Raw genomic sequence first — 23,713 nt, 5'->3', positions numbered from 1 at the left:
GGAGGAACTTTAAATGAAGATTTTAAAGGAAGCGCTTTATACTAAGGATCATGAATGGATAAAGGCAGACGGAAACAAGGCCTATGTGGGAATCACTGATTTTGCCCAGGACTCCCTGGGAGACATTGTGTTTGTGGATTTGCCGGAAGTGGGCTCTGAATTTGAAAAAGGTGAAGTTTTTGGAGCGGTGGAATCTGTAAAAGCAGCATCGGATCTTTATATACCTGTGTCAGGTAAAGTGTTGGAAGTAAATGAAGAACTTGCAGACAATCCTGAATATATAAACCAGGACTCTTATAAAAACTGGATAATTTCCGTTGAATTATCAGATAATTCGCAACTCAAGGAACTTTTAGATGCTGAAAACTATGAAAAATTATGTGACGGGGAGTGATACCATGCATCCTTATTTGCCGTTAACAGATGAAGATAAGCAGGCTATGTTAAAGAAAATAGGGGTAAGTAAAATAGACGACCTGTTTTCTGATATACCGGAATGTATACGTCTAAATAGAAAATTGAATATAAATGACGGAATGTCTGAGCTTCAGGTTAAATCCTATATAGAAGGTATTGCAGGGTTAAATAAAAGCTGTGAGGAGCTGACTTGTTTTTTAGGTGCAGGTGCCTATGATCACTATGTGCCTTCTATAATAAAGCATATAATATCCAGATCAGAATTTTATACTGCATATACTCCTTATCAGGCTGAAATAAGCCAGGGTACACTGCAGGCCATATTTGAATATCAGACAGTTATGGCTGATTTAACGGGTATGGATGTTTCCAATGCCTCAATGTATGATGGGGCCACTGCCTGTGTTGAAGCCGCACAGATGGCTGCAAACGCTGCAAGGCGTAAAAAGATAGTCGTATCCAAAACTCTCCACCCTGAGGTCAGGAGGGTGCTTGAAACCTATTTAAGATTTAAGGATTTAGAATTGGTGGAAATAGATGAAGCAGAGGGAGTTACAGATGTGGAGAAACTTAAGTCTGTATTGGACAGGGATACTGCAGCGGTAATAATTCAGACGCCGAATTTTTTGGGGATAATAGAGGAACTTGAGGACATAGAAAAATATGTTCATAAAAACAGATCTCTTCTGATAGTATACTGTAATCCAATATCCCTTGGAATTTTAAAAAGTCCTGGAGAATGTGGTGCAGATATAGCCGTAGGAGAAGGGCAGTCTCTTGGAAACAGAATGAATTACGGAGGACCTTATTTCGGATTTCTGACTACCAGGAAAAAATATCTTAGAAAAATTCCGGGAAGAATTGTAGGTGAAACTACAGACAAGGAAGGAAAAAGAGGTTTTGTACTTACACTTCAGGCAAGGGAACAGCATATAAGAAGAGAAAAAGCTTCTTCAAATATTTGTTCCAATGAAGCACTCAATGCCCTGACTGCACTCATCTATTTGACTACTCTTGGTAAAAAGGGGATAAGGGAAGTGGCACTCCAAAATGTGCAAAAATCTCACTATGCTTTTAGCGAGCTTGTTGAAAGTGGAAAGTATAAGTCGTTGTTTGATAGACCATTTTTTAATGAGTTTGTGGTTCAATCCAAGAATTCAGTGGAAAAAGTAAATAAAACGCTGCTGCAGAACAATATTCTGGGTGGATATGATGTGGAGAGAGCATATCCATCTTATAAAAACTCCATGCTCTTATGCGTCACTGAGAAAAGAACAAAACCTGAAATTGACGAATTAGTTTCTGTATTGGAGGGGATATAAGATGATAAGTGAATACAACAAGCTTATTTTTGAACTTTCTAAAAAGGGCAGAAGGGCCTATTCTCTTCCACAGTGCGATGTACCGGAGGAGGATATCTGTAAATTGCTGCCGGAAAAATTTATAAGCAGAGAGGAGCCGGAGCTTCCTGAAGTAAGTGAGGTGGATGTGGTAAGGCATTTTACGCTGATTTCCAATAAAAATTTTGGCGTGGATACAGGATTTTATCCTCTTGGCTCCTGCACCATGAAATACAACCCCAAGATCAATGAAGATATGGCAGGTTTAACAGGATTTACTGAGCTTCACCCCTATCAGCCGGAGGAAACAGCCCAGGGAGCTTTAAAGCTCATGTATGAGTTAAGTGAAAAGCTTGCTGAAATAACAGGCTTTGATACAGTGTCACTGCAGCCTGCAGCAGGAGCCCATGGTGAAATTTCGGGGCTTATGATCATAAAGGCCTACCATGAAAAAAGAGAAGATTTTAAAAGAAAGAAGATAATCGTGCCTGATTCTGCCCATGGAACAAATCCAGCCTCAGCTGCCTGTGCCGGATTTGAAGTGGTAGAAGTGAAGTCTGCTGAAGATGGAACTGTGGATATTGAGTCCTTAAAATCCCTACTGGATGATGAAGTGGCCGGGCTTATGTTAACCAACCCAAATACTCTGGGGATATTTGAAAAAAATATACTTAAAATAGCAGAGCTTGTGCATGCTGCAGGAGGGTTGCTTTACTATGATGGTGCCAACATGAATGCCAATATGGGAAAGACAAGACCCGGAGACATGGGATTTGACGTGTGCCATATGAATCTTCACAAGACATTTTCAACACCCCATGGAGGCGGAGGACCTGGAAGCGGTCCTATAGGAACTAAAAAAGAACTGTCACAGTTTTTGCCTGTGCCCATAGTTGCCAGGAAAAATGACAGGTATTATCTTGACTATGACAGACCTTGCTCCATAGGAAAAGTCAGAAGTTTTTACGGAAATTTCGGGGTGATGGTAAGAGCTTTTTCCTATATACTGAGCATGGGTGCGGAGGGACTTAGAGAGGTCAGTGAAGATGCAGTGCTCAATGCAAATTATATAAAGGAAAGCCTTAAAGAACACTACAATGTTCCAATGGAAGGTGTCTGCAAGCATGAATGTGTACTTGGAGGACTGAAAAATGATGAAAATGGCGTCACCACTCTCGATGTGGCAAAAAGACTTTTAGACTACGGATATCATCCGCCTACTATATATTTTCCCCTTATTGTAAAAGAGGCCATGATGATAGAGCCCACGGAAAATGAGAAAAAGGAGACTCTGGATGGATTTATAGAGGATATGATAAAAATTGCAGAGGAAGCGGAGAAAAATCGGGATATAGTTAAATCTGCGCCTAATACCACCGATATTAAGAGGCTGGACGAGGTTAAAGCAGCCCGGAAACCTGTGGTAAAATGGAGTAGGTAAAAGGGGTGTAATTATGATTGAAGCTGGTGACCGTGATTTTAATAAATTGTCCATGTTTAGAAATATAGATAAAGTTACATTGAAACTGCTCAGGGAGAAAGCTTTCAAAAAAAAGCTGCCCAAGGGCAAAGTATTATTTTATGAAAAAGACAAAGTGGATAAAATTTACCTTATTTTGAAAGGCAAGGTAACCATGTACAGGATATCGGAGGAAGGACAGAAAAGAATTATCTATATTTTAAATGATGGGGACTTTATAAATGAGGTCGCCTTTGAAAATCTGCCTGCATCCATAAGCTGTCAGGCCTTTGAAGATAGCTGCATCCTGTATTTCTTAAAATCGGATCTGATGGAGCTCATGGCAGGTGATTTTGCTCTTACCTGTATTATAATGAATTCCATGGCTAAAAAAATAAGGAGACTTTACAGGCAGCTGAAAAATACGGTGCCCTTGAGAATGGATAAAAAGTTGGCAGCCAAACTGTGGAAATTATCCAGGGATTATGGTGTGAAAACTGGAGAAGGTACGCTTATTGACTTGAATATAAGTATAACCTATCTGGCAGATATGCTTGGCAGTACCAGGGAGACTGTCTCAAGATGTATGAATGGTTTTAAGAAAAAGGGAATGATCAAATTTCAAAATAAAAGGATAGTAGTTGTAGATCCGGAAGCCCTGTCTGTATATTTTAGGGGAATTTAGCCTGCTGATGAGATTTCACAATATAAAATAAGGAGAAACCAAAACTGTGTTTGTAACGTTTAATGCAAACACAGTTTTTTACTGAAGCGTGATTTATATCACGCTTTATTTTTTGTATTTATGCTATGTTAAATATATGGCAATCTTTGTATCAATATTTTAAGGAGGAAAATGAGAAATGGGTTTTGTAACTGATACCGAAGGATTTAACTGTTTCTTGAGGAAATTACGAGAAAACTGCAGAGTATATGCTCCAGTGAAACTGAAGGGCAGGGGAAGGTTTTCTGATACGGATTCAGTAAGATACGGGCAGGTGAATACCATTGAAGAAATAGAATTTAATGCCAAGTCTGACTTTTCGCCTAAGGAAGTACTGCTCCCGATTACCCAGACATTATTTTATTTCACTGAAGATTCTGTAAAAGAGCCCGGTACAGATGACAAGAAAATACTGATTTTTTTAAGGAGCTGTGACATTCATGCCATAAAGAGGATTGATGAAATTTATTTGAGAAATGGTTCCGAGGATGTCTATTATAAAAAGCTGCGGGATAAAGTTAAATTTGTGCTTATGGAATGTGAACACAGCTTTGAGAATTGTTTTTGCTGCAGCATGGGGTGCAATACCACCCGGGAATATGATCTATTTGTGAGATGTAGAGATGACAAAGTCTTTATAGAATGCAGAGACAAGAGTTTTGAAGGCTATTTTAAGGACGTAAAGCAGTGTGATGTAAACCCCTGTTTTGTAAAATCCAATGAGGTAAAAGTGAATATTCCTGAAAATATAGATGAAAGTATTTTCAACAATTCTATGTGGAAGGAATATTCTAGGAGATGCATTGCCTGTGGAAGGTGCAACCTGGTGTGCGGAACCTGTACGTGTTTTTCCATGCAGGATATTTTTTACAGGGATAATAAAAACACGGGTGAAAGAAGGAGAGTATGGGCATCCTGTCAGGTAGACGGATATACGGATATAGCCGGAGGGCACAGCTTCAGGCAGGACAAGGGTGATAGAATGAGGTTCAAGGTAATGCACAAGGTCTATGATTTTAAAAAGAGATTTGGATATAACATGTGTGTAGGGTGCGGAAGATGTGATGATGTATGTCCCGAATATATATCTTTTTCAAATTGTGTGAATAAATTAAATGATGCAGTGAGGTGATATAAATGGAAAATATGTATTTGCCAGAGGCAAGCAGAATAATTGATATAAAAAAGCACACTGATATTGACTACACCTTTAGAATGGAGTTTTCAGGGGAAGTAAGGCCTGGACAGTTCTTTGAAGTTTCAATTCCCAAATATGGGGAGGCACCTATATCCGTATGTGAAATAGGAAAGGACTATGTAGATCTCACCATAAGGCGTGTGGGCAGAGTTACAGACATAATTCACAGTTTCTTCAAAGGAGACAGGCTTTTCATGAGAGGCCCCTATGGAAATGGCTTTGATGTGAATTTGTATAAGCACAGAGAACTGGTGGTAGCTGCAGGAGGGACGGGTACAGCCTCTGTAAAAGGCATAATAGATTATTTTGCCTATAATAGGGATGAAGTCACAAACCTCAATGTGATTGTGGGTTTCAAGTCTCCGGAGGACATTTTGTTCAGAGACAATATAGAAAAGTGGAGTAAAAATGCCAATGTGATTTTAACTGTGGACAGAGCAGGTGAAGATTACCATGGAAATGTAGGGCTTGTTACAAAATATATAGAGGATCTTCCCGTTGAAAATTTAAAGCAGGCGCAGGTTATTGTAGTCGGTCCCCCGATGATGATGAAATTTACCATAGAGGAATTTTTAAAGAAGGGAATCAGTGAAGAAAATATTTGGGTTTCCTATGAGAGAAAAATGTGCTGCGGTTTGGGAAAGTGCGGTCACTGCAGGATGAATGACACCTATATATGTCTGGAAGGTCCGGTATTTAACTATGTGAAGGCCAAACACCTGGTGGATTAGAAAAGGAGGGTAAGTTATGGACATCAATACAAAAGTCTTGAAAAAAAATGCATTCAGGGTAACCAAGGAAAGAGGTAAAACTGCCATAAGGATAAGAGTGCCGGGAGGACATATTAAGGCGGAGTATTTTACCATGCTCCAAAAAATTTCAGAGGAATATGGAAATGGTACAATTCATATTACAACCAGGCAGGGGTTTGAAATACCCGGAATTGACATGAAGAACATAGCCCTGATAAATAAACTCATACAGCCTGTTATTGAAGGGCTTGGAATAAATCAGAGTAATGTGAATGGAGGGTATCAGGCTTCAGGTACGAGAAATGTCTGCGCCTGTATAGGCAGCAGGGTGTGTCCTTTTGCAAATTACGATACCACCTCTTTTGCAAAAAAAATAGAAAAGGCCATATTTCCCAATGACTATCATGTGAAGATTGCCCTTACAGGGTGTCCTAATGACTGTATAAAGGCCAGGATGCATGATTTTGGGATCATAGGCATGACGGAGCCGCAGTATGACAGCTACAGGTGTATAGGCTGCAAGTCCTGTGTCAGCAACTGCAGGCTCAGGTCTGCAGATGCCCTCAGCTTTGAAAATTTCAAAGTGGTGAGAGATGACAGCAAGTGTATAGGCTGCGGGGAATGTGTGGGCAAATGTCCGGCAGGTGCATGGACAAGAAGTGGTAAAAAATATTACAAGCTGGTTATAATGGGAAGAACCGGCAAAAAGGATCCCAGAATCGGCCGTGAATTCATCAAATGGATAGATGATGAAAACAGTATAGTAAGGATAATTTTAAATACCTATGACTATATAGAAAACTATATTGATAAAAATGCTCCCGGTGGGAAAGAACATGTGGGATATATTGTGGACAGAACCGGATATCAGGAATTTAAAAAGTGGGCCTTAAAAGATGTAAGACTCAATCCCGAAGCCGAAGTCAAGGAGCATATATAAAGGAGCATATATAGATGAAAGTAGGACAAAGAATACAACAAGAGAGCTGGATGGGAGAGGACTGTGAAAAAAGTCTGTAAATTAAAAAAACATTATTTCAGCTTATACATACATAAAAATAACGTACCTGGATTTGATTTACACAAATCTAGGTACAGCCTATTACTAATTAATTTAATACATCTTCCAATACTCTCATTATGTTTTTATAAGCTATCTTTTCTATATCTTCAGATTTATAACCTCTTTTAATTAAAATGTTTATTAAGTTAGGTATTTTAGATGCATCTTCTAGACCAGGTGTTGCACCATTACCGTTTTTACTGAATGACATTGCATCTGAATTTAGAAAATCACAAAAATCGAATCCGAAGCTAATATAATCGATGCCGACTAAATCTGTAATGTAGTCTATATGATCTGCTAATTTTTCAACACAGGGTTTTTGTTTGTCAATAAAACCTGCCCATGAATTCATCCCAATCACGCCTTTTCTCTCTGCAATTGCTTTAATTTGATCATCCTTTAAATTACGTTCTGTATTACAAATATTATAAACGTTAGAATGGGAAGCGATAAAAGGTTTTGTCGTTTTTTCATATATGTCCCAAAAAGTTTTTTCATTTGCATGAGATGTATCTATTAATATGCCTAAATTTTCCATCTTTGTAAGCGCTTCAAATCCGATTTTAGTAACTCCACGTTCTTTATTAGGACTTTTAACACCTGTAGCAAATTCATTTTCTTCATTCCAAGTCAGCATAGCATGTCTTATTCCTAAACGGTAAAGCATGCTTAAAACATCAACATTTCCTTTTAATCCGCTGAGTCCTTCCATTCCTAAAACAATAGCAAGTTTCCCCGAGGCCTGTATATTTCTAATATCCTGAGCATTTTCTGCAACAGCTGCACAATCTTTCATATCCCCTATTTCTTCACAGGTTGCTGCTAAAATGTCCATCATTCTTTTAGTAGGATTGTTAACATATGGAGGATCAATCCAAACTGCCAATAATATGCCATTTACATTGCCCTTTTGCAATCTACCAATATGATAGTTCCGCAATATGTTTTTTTTGCCTTTCATTCTTTTATCAGTAACATCAGCTAGTATGTCAGAATGAGCATCAAATACCTTAAATGTTTTCACTTAAATTTTCCTCCTGTTAAATATATTTTACATTATGCTTTTGTATCTTCTTTATTATATAGGTAAATTTCCTTTTCCTTTCATTATATTTTCATATCTTCCGTACATCAATAATGCAACTACTGCAAATATTGCAGGCCCGGCTATCATCCATAATGATGATGCAAAGTCTCCTTTTGTTAATGCAGGTTTAATTATTACTGCTACATTAGCTATTAAAACTGTAGCTGTTACTATTATTGTCCATATCAGTGAACTCTTATAATTTTTGTACACTACAAATGGCTTCTCAATTTCTTCATTCTTCTTAAATTTAGCAAATGCACCTGCGATGAATATATATGGCAATGTAGTAGCAACATTAGTCATCAGTACCAGTTTGTCAAAGAAAGCAGATGCTCCTTGTCCTCCTAAACTTACAAATAATATGAAAAGGATAATAATAATGCATTGGATCCACATGGCATTTTTAGGAAGACCATCTTTAATCTGTGACAGGTTTCCAGGCCATAATTCCTTTGGAGTTCCTTCCACCAACTGCTTTATAGGTGAATATGAGTATGAAACTAAAGCACCAAGATAAGTTAGAAATAATGATAATCCAACAAATCGCCCTAACCAGTTACCGAGTGATATTGAAGCAGCCGTACTTAATGATAATCCTTTACCTATTTCAACGCCTAAGTTATTCATAATAATAATTGTTACGTTGACCATATTTACATCTTTTCCACCTAATACACCAGTCCAGCTGGTAAATATGCCAACTGCAAATATGCCCAGAGCATAGCAGACTGCAATAAAGGCAGCACCGATTAAAACACCTTTTGGGAAGTTCTTTTCAGCATTCTCCGTTTGGTCTGTAACGCCTGCAACTACTTCAATACCAGCATAAGCAAGTATTGCAAAAGATATAAAAGATATTATTGATACAACTGATTGATAACCAGGGTTAGGTGAATGAACAAGTGCCTGCGCATTAATAGCCTGAGCTAAATGCCCATGATTTAGTATAAATACTATTATCGCACCAATATAAGCAACTATATTGATAAACGCTACTGAAATACCTCCTAGGGAAGTTATTTTTATTATTTTGTCTAAACCTTTAGTTGCCGTAAAAGTTAATGCAAAAACAAATACTATAGTTAATAGTCCCAAAGTATGAGTTGCATTTAATCCCAAGAAAGACCAATTTGAAGTTGTGTCTTTACCCAAAAGCATAGTTGAAAAATGAACCCATATTGAATTAGAAGTCAGCGTTATCCACACTAGCCAGCCAACATACCACATAAATATGGAAATAAATGCATATTTGGCGCCAACAACTTTTTCAAGCCATGAATAAATACCACCTTTTTCTTTTTTAAATGCGGCACCATATTCTGCAACCATAAATGCAAATGGAACCAGAAATGTTATTGCAGCTAATATATACCATGGGATTGCTGCATAGCCCATAAGCAGAAATGCTCTAGGAATATTCGGAAACATAAATACTGATGTAACGCACATTAATGCCAATGGTATTACAGTTAGTTTTTTATTAGCTTCTTTAGCTTTTTCTGACATTTTTTTCACTCCTCTAATATTTTATTTAAGATATTAAAAAGCTTTTCTCTCCCTTCTTTTTATAAGTTATTATTTCAATATATTGAAATAATAACTTTCAGTATATTGAAATAAATATACTGTTTTATAACATATTCTTCATTAATATAAAAAAATCCTTCTTTATTTTTCAAAAATATTTCATTTTTTTGAATTATTTTTTCTTTTGCAAAAAATTAAATTGGAAATATAAAAATATTAAAATAAAGTTAAATAGCCTCAGCTTAATGGAGTATTAAGCCGAGGCTATTTAACTTTATTTGATTTTAATAACTTGCGGGTGTCATCGACCAAATAGAAATTGCAGTTTCATTGCCGATATTAACAAATCTATGTGGTGTTGTACTATCATAGTAAATGCTATCACCTTCAGATATAACAAATTCCTTAGAGCCCCATTTTACTTTCATGATACCTTTAATCATGTAGCCACATTCCTCGCCTTCGTGAGAAATTTGTTCATAAGAACTGCACATACCTGGCTCGATATTTACCATTAATACTTCTAGTTTTTGTCTTGTATTTGGACTTAAAAGCTCATAAGTAATATTTGAATTGGGCAAAATTATTTTTTTCCTCTCATCTCTTTTAATAATAAAATTATCATTATTATATTCATCGAAAAAGTAATTTATATGTACATTTAATGCCTTTGCTACCTCCCAAAGTGATCCTACAGAAGGTACTGTTAGATCTCTTTCCATCTGACTAATTAACCCAGTGCTTAATTTTGACATTTCAGCAAGCTGTGCAATACTGATTTTTTTTTCTTTACGCAATTTCCTAATTTTTTCACCTAACTTCATGAAATAATTCACCACACTAACATTTTAACTTATATTTCGCAGATTAATTTATACTTTTTATATATATTTTCATGATTGAGTTCATATACTTTATACATCACCGTCTATAAAAATATCTTCACTTAATCCTAAATACTGCATTATTTTTAACCAAATTATACTGTAAGTATATTCCTTATCGTCTTCTAATTGATTTTTAACAGGTCTTCCGACTTTTCTTTTTTCTTTGTCTTCAATAGTAAATTTCCCTGTTTAACCTTAAGTAAATTACACCATAATTTTATTAATTGTGCAAGTATAATTTTGGATTTTTTAGATAAAATTTATAGTATAATTATTAACAGTATATAAAATAAGGGAAGTTGATGATTATGACTAAGAACTATTTTACTAATGCAGTTGATCTTGCCAAAAATATATGTATGAAAAAATTAGACGAGGGAGATATTGCAGTGGATGCCACCATGGGAAAGGGCATTGATACTGTGCTTTTGGCGAAACTTGTAGGTACTTCGGGGAAAGTGTATGCCTTTGATATACAGAGAGAGGCAGTTGACATTACGAGAAAGAATATAGATGAGAGAAATTTGTCGAAGCAGGTGAAGCTTATAGATGACGGACATGAAAACATGGACAGATATATACATGAAAAAGTAAAACTCATTATCTTTAACTTGGGATATCTTCCCGGCGGGAATCACGATATTACCACCAGGGCGGAAACTACACTGGCTGCTGTTGAAAAATCGCTTGAATTGCTTCAGCAAAATGGAGTTGTAATTTTAGTAGTGTACTATGGGCACGAGCAGGGGAAGATTGAAAAGGGTGCACTGGAAAGTTATGTGAAAACCCTGGATCAAAAAAAATATAATGTAGTCAAAATATCCTTTGAAAATCAGATCAATTGTCCGCCGATACTTGTGGCGATTGAAAAGAGATAAGTATTGAAAACATAAACATCAGATTGCATAACATTCTTAAAAATTTGTGTCATTGAAGTATTTGACAAAATAATTTCCAAAATTTAAAATAGTAATAGGGAATATTGGATAACCCTATAGCCCTTATTTTAGGGGGTATAGGGTTTAAATTTATTTTATTAATGAAGTTGATATTTAAAATTGTGTTTTTAGAGGGAGATAAATATGAAGAAAGCATTGATAGTTGATGATGAGGTTAATATTACAGAACTTATAAAAGTCAATTTGGAAGACAGATTTCAAGTTAAATGTTGTTATAATGGTTTGGATGCAGTTAAAATTGCAGAGGAAGAACTTCCAAATATAATAATTCTGGATATAATGCTTCCAGGAATTGATGGATTTGAAGTATGTAGACGCATAAGAAAGAATCCGGTTACCAGTAAGATCCCCATAATAATGTTAACTGTAAGAAAAGAAGAAAACGATAAGATTGTAGGATTGAAACTTGGTGGTGACGACTATATAACAAAACCTTTCAGTGTAAATGAGCTTCTGGCCAGGATAGATGCTGTACTCAGAAGAGTACCGGAAAATGATATAAAAAATAGAAATATAATAAAAATTGGGAACATTATTATAGACAATGACAAATATGAAGTGACCAAAAACGGCAGGAAAATAGAATTTACCCTGAGAGAATTTAAACTGCTGCAGATGCTTGCCAAAAACAGGGGAAATATTGTTTCGAGAGATATGATAATAAAAGAAGTATGGGGATGCTCAAAATTGAATGATTCAAGAACTTTGGACGTCCATATTAGAAAATTGAGGAAAAAGCTGGAAGATAATGACAAATTTCCTGAATATATAGAGACCGTTAGAGGACTGGGTTATATGATCAAGTAGGTGAATTTATGAAAAGAAAATTATTTGGTACATATATAATTCTGCTTTTGGTTGGCTCAATAATAACTGGAGCTCTGGCATTGAGTTCTCTAAGAACTTATTATATGAAAAACATGAGAGAAAGACTTATTGTGAATGAAAAGTTAATTACAAGTGCTCTGATGAGTTATGCTGACACTGCGGAAAGCATAGATTATTACTTAATAGCAAAAAAATTTTCTTCTCAGATAGGAAACGAAGTTACGTTTTTAGATGGAAAAGGCAATATAATTGCAGATTCGGCAGGTGTCAATCTGGTTGGGAAAAATCAAATGGATAAACTTGAAATACAAAATTGTTTTAATGATGATATTGCAGTGAATGAAAGAATTGATGAAAACACAAAACAAAAAAGTTTTTTTCTGGCAGTGAGGCCCTTGAAAATACAGGGTAAAAATATAATTATAAGGCTTTCTGTACCTCTAAAGGAATTTGATAATCTAAACAGAGCCTTTTTAAGCTGTATTTTGATATCAATACTTATGGGCACTATAATTGCGATTGTAATTGGATTTTTTTTCTTGAACAATTTGATGGAGCCTATAAATATACTGAATATGGCTACCAAAAAGATATCCAGGGGAAACTTTAAATTCAGAGTCAAGATAAATACTAATGATGAGCTTCAGGAACTTGCGGAAAGTTTTAATAATATGTCCTTGAGTGTAAATAGTGCAATAGTTGAATTGAATAACAAGAATATAGAATTGAATTCTATATTAAACAGTATAGTTCACGGTATAATGGTAATGAATGAAAAATTGAATGTAATGCTTTTAAATCCAACTGTAGAGAGTATGTTTAATATAAAGGAATCAAACGTGGGAAAAATAAATTTAAAAGATATTATAAACTCAAAAGAACTTTTGAAAATGATAAAATGTACTTTTGATACAGGGAAATATAATCAGAGAGAAATTTCACTGATTAAGGGAAAAATCTTTAAAGTAACTACTAATTTGATAAAGTATGATTTGAATTGTAATAGAAATGGTAAAAATATAATTATAGTATTTGAAGATGTTACAGAGATAAAAAGACTTGAGGAGCTTAGAAGCGAGTTTTTTGTAAATGCTTCCCATGAGCTTAAAACTCCCCTTACTACCATAATGGGCTTTACTCAGACACTGTCTAAAAATGTTAATTCGAATGATAGATGTAATAATAAAAATCAAGTCCGTTTTTTAGATATAATAAATGGTGAACTGCACAGATTAAAGAGGTTGATAGATGATATACTTCTTTTATCAAAGCTTGAAAGCAAAAAATATTATACCAGTATGGATAAGGTAAATATCTACAGGGAATTGGATGAAATAGTGTATATGTTTAAAAATAGATCAATGAATAAAAACATCAGTATAGATATTTTAACCGTTAAAAATTTTTCAATTAATTTATGCAGCAGGGATTGGTTCAGACAGATGATAATAAATATTTTGGATAATGCTCTTAAATATACGCAATGTGGAGGGAACATAAAGATAATGGCAGAGCCTAGGGAGAAATTTGCATATATAAGCATAAAGGATAATGGAGTGGGAATTCCAGAAAAAGATATACCGAGAATATTTGAGAGGTTTTACAGAGTTGAGAAGTCAAGAAGCCGGTCTGAAGGCGGCACAGGACTTGGACTTGCTATAGTGAAGCATATAGTCGATGAATTTAATGGGAAAATATATTTAAAGAGTCAGTTGAACAAAGGCAGTGAATTCATAATTAAATTGCCTTTGAATGCATAAATATATTGACTATAAGGAAAAACTATCCTATAATGTTAATTGTGTTAACAATGTTAATAATGTTAATATTGTTAAGACTTATTGTATACAATAATATATTATTCAATTGGAGAAAAATTATGATAAGCATGCTTAAGAAATTAAATCGTAAATCTTCTTTTAAAACACAGGAAAGTACATTCTGTAAATATGAAAAACTTAGAAAACAACTTATGATAAGCATATTTATAGGTTATGCAGGATATTACTTTGTGAGGAAAAATTTCCCTCTGGCAGCACCTTATTTATTACAGGAAGGGTTTGATACGGCACAAGTGGGGATTTTAATGTCTGTTCTCTCTGCAAGTTACGGCATAAGTAAATTTTTAATGGGGATTGTATCGGACAAAAGCAGCCCCAGAGTTTTTTTATCTGTGGGTATAATACTATCTGCAGTGGTCAATATGTTACTTCCCCTTGCTGATAGTTTCAAATTTATGCTGTTTCTTATATTTTTAAATGGATATTTCCAGGGCATGGGATGGCCGGCCTGCGGAAAAACTCTTTCCCACTGGTTTTCAGATGGGGAGAGGGGTACAAAAATGTGTACGTGGAATATCTCACATAATCTGGCTAATGGAATTATTGCTCCTTTGACCGTAGTTGGAATAGCTATATTTGGCAGCTGGAAGGGTATATTCTATTTTCCAGCAGTAACTGCTATATTGATAGGAATATTTTGTTTTATATTTATGAGGGAGGATCCTGTTTCATGTGGATTGCCTCCTATAGAAGAATATAAAAACGACTATTACTGCTGTGCCAAAGTTGATAATAGGGAAAGGGAGCTTTCAGTAAAGGAAATACTTTTTAAATATATTCTCAATAATAAATATCTATGGTGTCTTGCTTTTGCAAATATATTTGTATATATAGTGAGATACAGTATACTTGATTGGTGTGCTGTATACCTTACTACAGTAAAGGGGCTGTCACAGAATCTTACAAATTGGTTTTATTTTTTCTATGAATATGCAGGAATACCTGGAGTCATTTTTGCAGGAAAATTAAGTGATATAACATTTAAAGGAAGACGGGGACCTGTTTCCACAATGTCGATGCTTCTTGTAATGCTGGCTGTAATGGTTTACTGGATGAATCCTGCTGGAAACTATGTAGTTGATATAATGGCACTTTTTATTACGGGACTTTTGATTTATATTCCAGTGACTCTCATAGGAGTTGCGGCTATAGACTTGGTACCCAAAAAGGCAGCAGGGGCTGCAGGAGGATTTACAGGATTATTTGGATATTTATTTGGAACTACCTTTGGAGGAATTGTGATTGGCAAAAGCATACAGTATTATGGATGGACAGCATTTTTTATGATAATTATAAGCTCTTGTGTACTTGGAACACTTTTTTTGTCTCTTACATGGAATATTCATAATAGAGACAGATATATGGAGAATAGGTATTTAGAGGAAATTTGATATTTGATATATGTAAGGAGGAATGTTTAAAATGTTTGATGTACTTAAACCGGCACCCCATATACAAAGGCTCCCGGAAGATCAGATAGATAGACAGTATAAAAGGTACAGGATCCAGGTTTTTATAAGTATATATGTAGGGTATATGATCTATTATTTTGTGAGAAGTAATTTTGCATTGGCAAAGACTTATTTGATACAAGAGGGATTTACAAAGACTGAGTTGGGATTTGTGGCTTCAGCTCTTGGGCTTGCCTATGGAATAAGCAAATTTGTAATGGGAAATGTTTCAGACAGAGCAAATCCCAGATATTTTCTAGCTTTAGGACTTATAACCTCAGGAGTTGTAAATCTCTTTTTCCCTATTACGTCCAGTATAACCTTGATGTTTATATTGATGTTATTAAATGGATGGTTTCAGGGAATGGGATGGCCTCCCTGCGGAAGGACTATGACCCATTGGTTCTCAGATAGAGAACGTGGAGTGAAAATGTCCATTTGGAACACTGCACACAATGTAGGAGGAGGTACTATAGCAGTTATAGCTATGGTAGGAGTTTCTATTTTTGGAAATTGGAAGGGCGTCTTTTACCTGCCTGCAATTATTGCGATAGTTGGGGGAATATTATTTATTGTATTTGCCAGGGACATGCCTCAGTCCGTTGGCCTTCCACCTATAGAAGAGTATAAAAATGATTACCCTGATGTAAATGTAGATGACAGGGAGAGACAGATGACAGGTAAGGAGATACTGTTTAAATATGTTCTGAATAATAAATTTCTCTGGTATATTGCCATAGCAAATATATTTGTATACCTTGTAAGGTATGGAGTTATAAATTGGGTTCCCACTTATTTGAAGGAAGTGAGAAATTTTGATACTAGAAGCTCTTCCATTGCCTTTGCGCTTTTTGAATATGCGGCCATACCTGGAACAATAATAGTGGGCTGGATAAGTGATAAAGTATTTCATGGGAGACGTGCACCTATAGGAATAATATGCATGATAGGTGTAACTATAGCAGTATTTGTATATTGGAAGAGTAGTAACCCAATAGCAATTAACTGTGCTTTGGCATCTATTGGAGCGCTTATATATGGTCCTGTTATGCTTATAGGAGTAAGTGCACTGGATTTGGTACCTAAAAACGCATCGGGAACTGCGGCTGGATTTACAGGTTTATTTGGATATATGGGAGGCGAGGTCCTGGCTGAGGTAGCTATGGGAAGTATAGTGGATAAATTCAGCTGGAATGGAGGATTTATTCTTCTTATGGTATCCTGCATTTTGTCTATAATATTCTTGAGCTTTACCTGGAATGTGCATGACAGGTCAACAGATGATAAACAAACGGCAGCTTCCTAGGTGACATTATTACAAATTAATAACACAAAAATAAAAATTAGTATTGACAAAATACTTTGATAATTGTAATATATAATTGTAATAATTAAATATTGATTCTTATCAAGAGAGGTGGAGGGACTGGCCCTATGATACCCGGCAACCTGAATTTATATTATTCAATGGTGCCAATTCCAGCAGGTTAACCTGAGAGATGAGAAATGAAAGGATATAACTTCCTGTGGTTTCTCCATAGGAAGTTTTTTGACTCTATGAGTAAATTTAATATTTTAGTTGACTAACTAGAAAACTAGAGGTTAAGTTGAACTTATCCGTAAGGATTGAATTCTGCGAATAAGTAAGATTTAATCTTTTTTTAATAGCATAAAGATAAAATCAATATTATAAATATTGCGGCAAATATTAGTGGGAAAGGGGTATGAAAATGAGTGCAATATTAAATGATGCGATGAAATATATAGATCAGTCCCAGAAGGCATATTTTATCACATTGGATAAAACTGATAAAAAATATATTATAAATATAGCTGAATTTATAAATGATTGTACAGATATATATTTTATTGTAGATAAGGATATCGGGAATGTTGAAAATGATTCTATAGTCAATGTTTACTTTCAAAGTAAAATTGAGAAGTATAAGATGTTTAAGAGAATATGTGTTTCTGGAAAATTGACTAAAATAATATATTCTACTGAAATTTATAGAGTATTCAAGGCCTTAGGCGGTAAAAATAAGGGGAAATATATTCGAAATGGAAACTTAAAGAACTATACTGTGTATAAATTGAAAGTAAAATATATGAATTTGTGTGATTATGTCAAATCATCGGAAAAACTGAGAAAAATAATCTAGAACTAAAAATTTCTTATATCTTGTGTTTTAAAAAAAGCAGTGATAAGAGTCAAATTTTGTATGCAATTGTTGAAGTGAAAAAATACTATCCGTTTATAGATGGGTAGTATTTTTTTATTAGTAGTAACGGACGGGTTGCAGCCTTTTAGCTTGTAAATAACCATTATAAATATTATAATAAAATAGATAGAATAAGGGATAGTTTGGAAATGCTATCTCTAATTTTTTGAAGTTTAATCTATGATGAAAGGAAATAAGTATGAGCAAAATATTGGTATTGGCTGAAAAGCCTTCTGTAGGAAGGGATTTGGCTAGGGTACTTAGGTGTAATAGAAAAAACTCGGGCTATCTGGAGGGAGACAGATATGTAGTGACCTGGGCACTCGGGCATTTGGTAACATTGGCGGATCCGGAAGTCTACAGTGAAAAATATAAGAATTGGAACCTGGAAGACCTGCCGATGCTTCCAGAAAAATTAAAGCTGGTAGTTATAAAGCAAAGCGGAAAACAGTTTAATATAGTTAAGGCTCAGATGAATAGAAAGGATATAGGGGAAATAGTAATTGCCACGGATTCTGGAAGGGAAGGAGAACTGGTAGCCAGGTGGATAATAGAAAAGGCCAGAATAAAAAAACCTCTTAAAAGGTTATGGATATCCTCACAGACGGATAAATCCATAATAAATGGATTTAAAAATTTAAAACCTTCTTCTAAATATGATAATCTGTATAGAGCTGCACAGTGCAGGGCAGAAGCGGACTGGGTGGTAGGACTTAACATAACCCGGGCCCTCACTTGCAAATATAATGCACAGCTTACTGCAGGGAGAGTACAGTCTGCAACTCTGGCCATGATAGTTAACAGAGAAAAAGAAATAAATGATTTTAAACCTAAGGATTATTATGAAATCACTGCTAAATCCGATAAGTTTAAATTGAAATGGGTTGATAGAAAAAGCGGCAGGGCAAATATCTTTAATAAAGACAAGGCAGATGGCATTGTAAAGAAAATCAATGGTAAGATTTGTACTGTAGTTGATGTAGTGGAAAATGACAAAAGAAAATTTTCACCGGCCCTGTATGATCTAACTGAACTTCAGAGAGATGCCAACAGGATATTCAACTATTCAGCTAAAGAGACACTTTCAATAATGCAGAGACTTTATGAAAACTATAAGATATTGACTTATCCAAGAACTGATTCCAGGTATATTTCTACAGATGTGTTTGAAACTATACCTGAAAGATTGAAAGCTATTTCATTGGGAAGTTATAAAAAATTTGCAGATCGGATAATGAGTAAAAAAATAAATGCCCATAAAGGGTTTGTGGATAATGGCAAAATTGGAGATCACCATGCCATAATTCCCACGGAAGAAAGAGTGCAGCTGTCTAGATTGAGTACTGAAGAAATGAATATATACGATCTGGTTGTAAAAAGATTTTTAGCAGTTATGCTTCCTCCTTATGAGTATGTTCAAACTTCTGTAAAAGCAGATATTGCTGGAGAATTGTTTACAGCCGTGGGGAATGTAGTAAAATCCAAAGGGTGGAAAATGGTATATGAGAGGGGAGCCGGAATGGAGGCAGAAGGTGAAAAAGACAGCCAGTTGCTTCCAAAAGTAAAAAAGGGTGATATCGTAAATATAAGGGCTGTGGAATTGAACAAACTTCAAACCAAACCGCCTGCCAGGTTTAATGAGGCCACTCTTTTATCGGCCATGGAAAATCCCCAAAAATATGTGAAATTGGACAGTGAAAGTGCCAAAACTCTTGGAGAAACTGGAGGTATAGGAACTGTGGCCACTAGGGCAGACATAATAGAGAAACTATTTAATATGTTTTATGTGGAAAAAAGAGGTAGGGAAATTGTTCCGACATCCAAGGGAAAACAGCTTGTGGATTTAGTTCCAGAAGGACTTAAATCACCTCTTATGACAGCTAAATGGGAAAAAGAACTTGAAGATATAAGTACAGGTAATGAAAAACCAGATATATTTTCAAAGAAGATGAGAAAGTATGCAGTGAGATTGGTGGAAGATGTAAAGAAAAGTAAAGATAAATTTGTGTATGACAATGTTACAGGCAAGAAATGCCCTCACTGCGGCAAATACATGCTTCAGGTAAAGGGAAAGAGTGGAATGATGTATATCTGTCAGGATAGAGAGTGCGGCTATAGGGAAAATATAAGCAGATTTACCAATGTAAGATGCCCTGAATGTCATAAAAAACTTGAACTCAGAGGAGAAGGCCAGGGGAAAATATATGTATGTCCTAATTGTAGTTTTAGAGAAAAAGCTGACTTATTTAATAAAAGATTTAAAGAATCTGAGAATAAATTAAATAGAAAAGATGTTTCAAAATATATGAAGAAAATAAAAAAAGAAAACGAGAAACCTATAAACTCATCATTAGCGGAGGCGCTTTCTAAATTAAAATTAAAATAAGCTGCTGCTTTTAAGTTTATATCTATAATTATTTAGAAGTAAGTGTTAAAATGTTAATGGATGTATTTAGAAAAATTTGACGAGGAGGATGTTGTATGGAGAATTTTATTTTTAAGAATGCTACAGAAATTATTTTCGGCAGAAATACTGAAAGATTTGTTGGAAGCAAAGTAAAAGAGTATTCTAAATCTAAAAAAATTCTTTTTTGCTATGGCGGAGGGAGTATAAAAAGATCTGGACTCTATGACAGAGTAGTAAAATCCTTGAAGAAAAATGGAATTGAATTTATAGAACTTCCGGGGATAAAACCTAATCCTAGATTGGGGCCCGTTAAAGAGGGTATAAAAATCTGCAGGGAAAATGATATAAAATTTATATTGTCAGTAGGTGGAGGAAGTGCCGCAGACACTGCCAAGGCAATTGGAGTAGGAGTACCATATGATGGAGATGTATGGGATTTCTACTGCGGGAAAGCCCAGGTAAAGGAATCACTGCCTGTAGGTGTTGTAATAACACTGCCTGCTACAGGAACTGAAGCCAGCAATAGTTCTGTAATAATGAATGAAGATGGATGGTATAAAAAAGGATTGAATACGGTGCTTATAAGGCCTGTATTTTCAATCATGAATCCAGAGCTTACGTTTACACTTCCAGCATATCAGACTGCCTGTGGTGCTGCTGACATTATGGCACATATAATGGAAAGATACTTTACAAATGTGAAACATGTGGATCTTACCGATAGACTTTGTGAAGCTGCTCTCAGAACTGTTATAAATAATGCACCTATAGTTTTGAAGGAACCAGAAAATTATGATGCCAGGGCAGAGATAATGTGGAGCGGTACTATAGCTCACAATGATATATTGAGTACAGGAAGAATTGGAGATTGGGCATCTCATAAAATTGAACATGAACTGAGTGGGGAAACTGATATCGCCCATGGGGCAGGACTTGCAATTGTTTTTCCTGGATGGATGAAATATGTCTATAAACATGATATGAACAGGTTTGTACAATTTGCAGTGAGAGTCTGGGATGTGGATCTTTCCTATAATTCTCCTGGAGATATCGCACTGGAAGGTATAAGAAGACTTACTGCATTCTTTAAATCCATGGGTCTTCCTACGAGTTTGAAAGAGGGAAATATACCTGAGGATAAAATAGAAGAAATGGCAAGTAAATGTACGGATAATGGTGCAAATACAGTAGGCCAATTTGTAAAAATAGGGAAAGAGGATATAATAAAAATACTTAATCTGTGTAAGTAGCATGATGGTATCATGAAAATTGATCCATTAAGATGCAGCGGCAAAATTAGGTTATATTTTATGAGAACACAGTTTGGAGATATATCAAAAATATTTTTGGTATATCTCTTTTTAAGTTATGTTATAAAAATACAGTTGAAGGTAATTTATGTGTTTGTTTAAAATATATTCAAATTATTTGGTATTTTTTTATTATGAAATTGCATTTATAAGATAAGAATGTAATAAATATTTCAATATAATTATTCTTAGAATAAATTTTATTATAGAAGTTTAACTTAAAATTTTTTTCATATAAGATAAGTTTGACTTATTCATTTTAAATATAGGGTAAAATTATTGAAATGGATATTTAAAAGTTCAATTTATGATAAAAATTAAATAGATAAGATATTTCTTAATTTTATAAATATTTTTATAAATATTTATTCTATATATAATAATCCATAAAAAAATATATATGCAATAATAAATTTTTGTGAGGTTTAATGATTCTTAGTATATTGACATAATAGATTCTGTAAATTTGAATAGAATTTATGAATAAATCCAAAAATATCATTTCATTAAACGTATACATAATTAAATGATTATAAATACAATACGAAAAAAATGATAAAACAATAAAAAAATAATAAAAGAAATTATAAAATGATATTGATTTGTATAATAAATGGTGGTATTATAATAAAAACATTCATTTATTATAAAAATGGTGTTGATTTGCAATTGCAAATTAAAACGATGCATTGTTTAAGTTTTCAAGTTAGTATTAATAATTATTAAAACCTATAGGAATATTAAAAAATTTTTTTGATTCTGAGTTGCAATAAAATATATGAGGGGGCAATAACTTTATGAAAGATATATTTAGGAGAAAATCTATAGATAATCTCATAGCAGAAACTAAAGGTAAAGAATCTTTAGAGAAGGTATTGGGATCTTTTGAACTTACCATGCTTGGCATTGGAGCAATTATAGGTACAGGTATATTTGTACTGACAGGGATAGCGGCAGCAAATTATTCTGGACCAGCTCTTATAATATCATTCATCATAGCAGGTTTAGCCTGTGGTTTTGCTGCGCTGTGCTATTCAGAAATTGCGGCTATGGTTCCAGTAGCCGGAAGCGCATATACCTATGGATATGCAGCACTGGGAGAATTTTGGGCATGGATTATAGGCTGGGATTTAATTCTGGAGTATGCGTTTGCAATTGGCACGGTGGCCATAGGATGGAGCGGATATTTTAACAGCATATTGGGAAGCTTGGGAATTACACTTCCGGCTGCTATTACGAAAGCACCTTTTGAAGGCGGAGTAATAAATTTACCTGCAGTACTTATACTTGTGCTTATAACTGGTATTTTGATAGCAGGTGTAAAACAGAGTACTACTACAAATAATATAATAGTTGGAATAAAATTAGCGGTAGTATTATTATTCATAGTGCTGGGAGTAGGACATGTAAAGCCGGCTAATTGGCATCCGTTTATGCCTTATGGTTGGAATGGGGTTTTTGCTGGTGCTTCAGTGATATTCTTTGCTTATATAGGATTTGATGCAGTTTCTACTGCAGCGGAAGAAGTTAAAGATCCTCAGAAAGATTTGCCGAAAGGTATTATAAGTTCATTGATTATTTGCACTGTATTGTATATTGTAGTATCAGCTATATTAACAGGTATGGTTCCATATTTGAAATTTAAGGAGACAGCAGCTCCTGTGGCCTTTGCTCTTCAGCAGGTAGGTATAAATTGGGGTTCGGCACTGGTTTCGGTGGGTGCAATTTGTGGTTTAACTTCAGTTTTGATTGTTATGATGTTTGGACAGACTCGTATATTATTTGCCATGTCTAGAGATGGACTACTTCCAAAGGTATTTGGACACGTTAATCTAAAATTTCATACACCTGTAAAGAGTACATTGCTGGTAGGTATTATAACCATGGTTGTAGCTGGATTTACTCCAATAGGAATTGTTTCAGAACTGACCAACATAGGTACGTTGGCAGCGTTTATAATAGTATCTGCATCTGTTATAGTTTTAAGGAAGACAGAACCTAATAGAGAGAGAAGTTTTAAGGTTCCATTTTCACCTGTTATTCCTATGCTCGCTGTAATATCCTGTGCATTCTTAATAGCACATCTTCAAAAAGTAACTTTGATGAGATTTGTAGTATGGCTTGCTTTTGGATTAATTCTTTATTTTATATATGGATACAAACACAGTACTATTACCGAAGACAATAATCAGGAAAAAGTAATTTAATATTTCAGCCATAATAAAATAAATTATG

At 34.7% G+C, this 23,713-nt stretch carries 19 protein-coding genes and 1 riboswitch; of the genes, 16 read left to right on the top strand and 3 right to left on the bottom strand.

Annotated features, from left to right (window positions below; all coding sequences use genetic code 11):
* Positions 1–13 precede the first annotated feature (13 nt).
* The 7 genes from gcvH (at position 14) to asrC (ending at position 6,830) form a co-directional block, all read left to right on the top strand.
* Positions 14–394, top strand: coding sequence for a glycine cleavage system protein GcvH (gcvH, locus tag ACFHWD_RS06675; protein ID WP_150355642.1), 381 nt, complete (start codon positions 14–16; stop codon positions 392–394).
* A 4-nt stretch (positions 395–398) separates the two neighbouring features.
* Complete coding sequence (gene gcvPA / locus ACFHWD_RS06670) at positions 399–1,739, top strand: aminomethyl-transferring glycine dehydrogenase subunit GcvPA (protein ID WP_179978298.1); 1,341 nt, start codon at positions 399–401, stop codon at positions 1,737–1,739.
* Positions 1,740–1,743: 4 nt separating this feature from the next.
* The gene (gene gcvPB / locus ACFHWD_RS06665; RefSeq protein WP_150355653.1) at positions 1,744–3,198 is read left to right on the top strand and encodes an aminomethyl-transferring glycine dehydrogenase subunit GcvPB; all 1,455 of its coding nucleotides are present in this window, start codon (positions 1,744–1,746) and stop codon (positions 3,196–3,198) included.
* Positions 3,199–3,211: 13 nt separating this feature from the next.
* On the top strand, positions 3,212–3,901 hold the full coding sequence (locus tag ACFHWD_RS06660; RefSeq protein WP_150355643.1) for a Crp/Fnr family transcriptional regulator: 690 nt from the start codon (positions 3,212–3,214) through the stop codon (positions 3,899–3,901).
* A gap of 178 nt (positions 3,902–4,079) precedes the next feature.
* Complete coding sequence (gene asrA / locus ACFHWD_RS06655) at positions 4,080–5,072, top strand: anaerobic sulfite reductase subunit AsrA (protein ID WP_150355644.1); 993 nt, start codon at positions 4,080–4,082, stop codon at positions 5,070–5,072.
* 5 nt (positions 5,073–5,077) lie between these two features.
* A complete protein-coding gene (gene asrB / locus ACFHWD_RS06650; RefSeq protein ID WP_150355645.1) occupies positions 5,078–5,869 on the top strand; it encodes an anaerobic sulfite reductase subunit AsrB in 792 nt (263 codons plus the stop codon).
* A gap of 16 nt (positions 5,870–5,885) precedes the next feature.
* Positions 5,886–6,830 (top strand): sulfite reductase subunit C, encoded by a 945-nt coding sequence (gene asrC, locus ACFHWD_RS06645; protein ID WP_229981535.1) that lies wholly within the window; start codon positions 5,886–5,888, stop codon positions 6,828–6,830.
* Positions 6,831–6,999: 169 nt separating this feature from the next.
* On the opposite strand, the gene ACFHWD_RS06640 is transcribed toward asrC, so the two are convergent.
* From ACFHWD_RS06640 to ACFHWD_RS06630, 3 genes are all read right to left on the bottom strand, one after another.
* Positions 7,000–7,980, bottom strand: coding sequence for a dipeptidase (locus ACFHWD_RS06640; protein WP_179977550.1), 981 nt, complete (start codon positions 7,978–7,980; stop codon positions 7,000–7,002).
* Positions 7,981–8,034: 54 nt separating this feature from the next.
* Positions 8,035–9,552: a glutamate/gamma-aminobutyrate family transporter YjeM gene (gene yjeM, locus ACFHWD_RS06635; protein ID WP_150355648.1), complete on the bottom strand. Its 1,518-nt coding sequence runs from the start codon at positions 9,550–9,552 to the stop codon at positions 8,035–8,037.
* 305 nt (positions 9,553–9,857) lie between these two features.
* On the bottom strand, positions 9,858–10,397 hold the full coding sequence (locus ACFHWD_RS06630) for a helix-turn-helix domain-containing protein (RefSeq protein WP_150358477.1): 540 nt from the start codon (positions 10,395–10,397) through the stop codon (positions 9,858–9,860).
* Between the two features lie 371 nt (positions 10,398–10,768).
* Between ACFHWD_RS06630 and ACFHWD_RS06625 the strand changes: the two genes are divergently transcribed.
* From ACFHWD_RS06625 to ACFHWD_RS06585, 9 genes are all read left to right on the top strand, one after another.
* Entirely contained in the window at positions 10,769–11,338 is a 570-nt protein-coding gene (locus ACFHWD_RS06625) for a class I SAM-dependent methyltransferase (RefSeq protein WP_150358485.1), read from the top strand.
* Positions 11,339–11,542: 204 nt separating this feature from the next.
* Positions 11,543–12,226: a response regulator transcription factor gene (locus ACFHWD_RS06620; protein ID WP_150358478.1), complete on the top strand. Its 684-nt coding sequence runs from the start codon at positions 11,543–11,545 to the stop codon at positions 12,224–12,226.
* A gap of 8 nt (positions 12,227–12,234) precedes the next feature.
* Positions 12,235–14,007, top strand: coding sequence for an ATP-binding protein (locus ACFHWD_RS06615; protein ID WP_150358479.1), 1,773 nt, complete (start codon positions 12,235–12,237; stop codon positions 14,005–14,007).
* 128 nt (positions 14,008–14,135) lie between these two features.
* Complete coding sequence (gene pgtP / locus ACFHWD_RS06610; protein ID WP_378061169.1) at positions 14,136–15,479, top strand: phosphoglycerate transporter protein PgtP; 1,344 nt, start codon at positions 14,136–14,138, stop codon at positions 15,477–15,479.
* Between the two features lie 31 nt (positions 15,480–15,510).
* Positions 15,511–16,845, top strand: a complete 1,335-nt coding sequence (gene glpT, locus ACFHWD_RS06605; protein ID WP_150358481.1) for a glycerol-3-phosphate transporter — start codon at positions 15,511–15,513, stop codon at positions 16,843–16,845.
* Positions 16,846–16,941: 96 nt separating this feature from the next.
* A riboswitch (SAM riboswitch) is annotated at positions 16,942–17,045 on the top strand.
* Between the two features lie 224 nt (positions 17,046–17,269).
* Positions 17,270–17,701 carry a hypothetical protein gene (locus ACFHWD_RS06600; RefSeq protein ID WP_179977546.1) on the top strand — a complete coding sequence of 144 codons (432 nt, stop codon included), beginning with the start codon at positions 17,270–17,272 and terminating at the stop codon, positions 17,699–17,701.
* 259 nt (positions 17,702–17,960) lie between these two features.
* A complete protein-coding gene (locus ACFHWD_RS06595; RefSeq protein WP_229981539.1) occupies positions 17,961–20,147 on the top strand; it encodes a DNA topoisomerase III in 2,187 nt (728 codons plus the stop codon).
* A gap of 95 nt (positions 20,148–20,242) precedes the next feature.
* Complete coding sequence (locus tag ACFHWD_RS06590) at positions 20,243–21,418, top strand: iron-containing alcohol dehydrogenase (RefSeq protein ID WP_229981540.1); 1,176 nt, start codon at positions 20,243–20,245, stop codon at positions 21,416–21,418.
* Between the two features lie 857 nt (positions 21,419–22,275).
* A complete protein-coding gene (locus tag ACFHWD_RS06585; protein WP_150356132.1) occupies positions 22,276–23,685 on the top strand; it encodes an amino acid permease in 1,410 nt (469 codons plus the stop codon).
* The last annotated feature ends 28 nt before the right edge of the window (positions 23,686–23,713 follow it).

Source organism: Clostridium sp. MT-14 (assembly GCF_042436595.1).
GTDB lineage: Bacteria > Bacillota > Clostridia > Clostridiales > Clostridiaceae > Clostridium_B > Clostridium_B aromativorans.
The sequence above is the reverse complement of the archived record's forward strand: the minus strand, read 5'-3'. Positions and strand labels throughout refer to the sequence as shown.

Coding starts and splice junctions, on each gene's coding strand:
- ACFHWD_RS06630 (WP_150358477.1), bottom strand. CDS start 10,397: ATGAAGTTAGGTGAAAAAATTAGGAAATTGCGTAAAGAAAAAAAAATC.
- gcvH (WP_150355642.1), top strand. CDS start 14: ATGAAGATTTTAAAGGAAGCGCTTTATACTAAGGATCATGAATGGATA.
- ACFHWD_RS06615 (WP_150358479.1), top strand. CDS start 12,235: ATGAAAAGAAAATTATTTGGTACATATATAATTCTGCTTTTGGTTGGC.
- glpT (WP_150358481.1), top strand. CDS start 15,511: ATGTTTGATGTACTTAAACCGGCACCCCATATACAAAGGCTCCCGGAA.
- asrB (WP_150355645.1), top strand. CDS start 5,078: ATGGAAAATATGTATTTGCCAGAGGCAAGCAGAATAATTGATATAAAA.
- asrC (WP_229981535.1), top strand. CDS start 5,886: ATGGACATCAATACAAAAGTCTTGAAAAAAAATGCATTCAGGGTAACC.
- ACFHWD_RS06625 (WP_150358485.1), top strand. CDS start 10,769: ATGACTAAGAACTATTTTACTAATGCAGTTGATCTTGCCAAAAATATA.
- gcvPA (WP_179978298.1), top strand. CDS start 399: ATGCATCCTTATTTGCCGTTAACAGATGAAGATAAGCAGGCTATGTTA.
- ACFHWD_RS06620 (WP_150358478.1), top strand. CDS start 11,543: ATGAAGAAAGCATTGATAGTTGATGATGAGGTTAATATTACAGAACTT.
- ACFHWD_RS06600 (WP_179977546.1), top strand. CDS start 17,270: ATGAGTGCAATATTAAATGATGCGATGAAATATATAGATCAGTCCCAG.
- ACFHWD_RS06595 (WP_229981539.1), top strand. CDS start 17,961: ATGAGCAAAATATTGGTATTGGCTGAAAAGCCTTCTGTAGGAAGGGAT.
- yjeM (WP_150355648.1), bottom strand. CDS start 9,552: ATGTCAGAAAAAGCTAAAGAAGCTAATAAAAAACTAACTGTAATACCA.
- ACFHWD_RS06585 (WP_150356132.1), top strand. CDS start 22,276: ATGAAAGATATATTTAGGAGAAAATCTATAGATAATCTCATAGCAGAA.
- pgtP (WP_378061169.1), top strand. CDS start 14,136: ATGCTTAAGAAATTAAATCGTAAATCTTCTTTTAAAACACAGGAAAGT.
- ACFHWD_RS06590 (WP_229981540.1), top strand. CDS start 20,243: ATGGAGAATTTTATTTTTAAGAATGCTACAGAAATTATTTTCGGCAGA.
- asrA (WP_150355644.1), top strand. CDS start 4,080: ATGGGTTTTGTAACTGATACCGAAGGATTTAACTGTTTCTTGAGGAAA.
- ACFHWD_RS06660 (WP_150355643.1), top strand. CDS start 3,212: ATGATTGAAGCTGGTGACCGTGATTTTAATAAATTGTCCATGTTTAGA.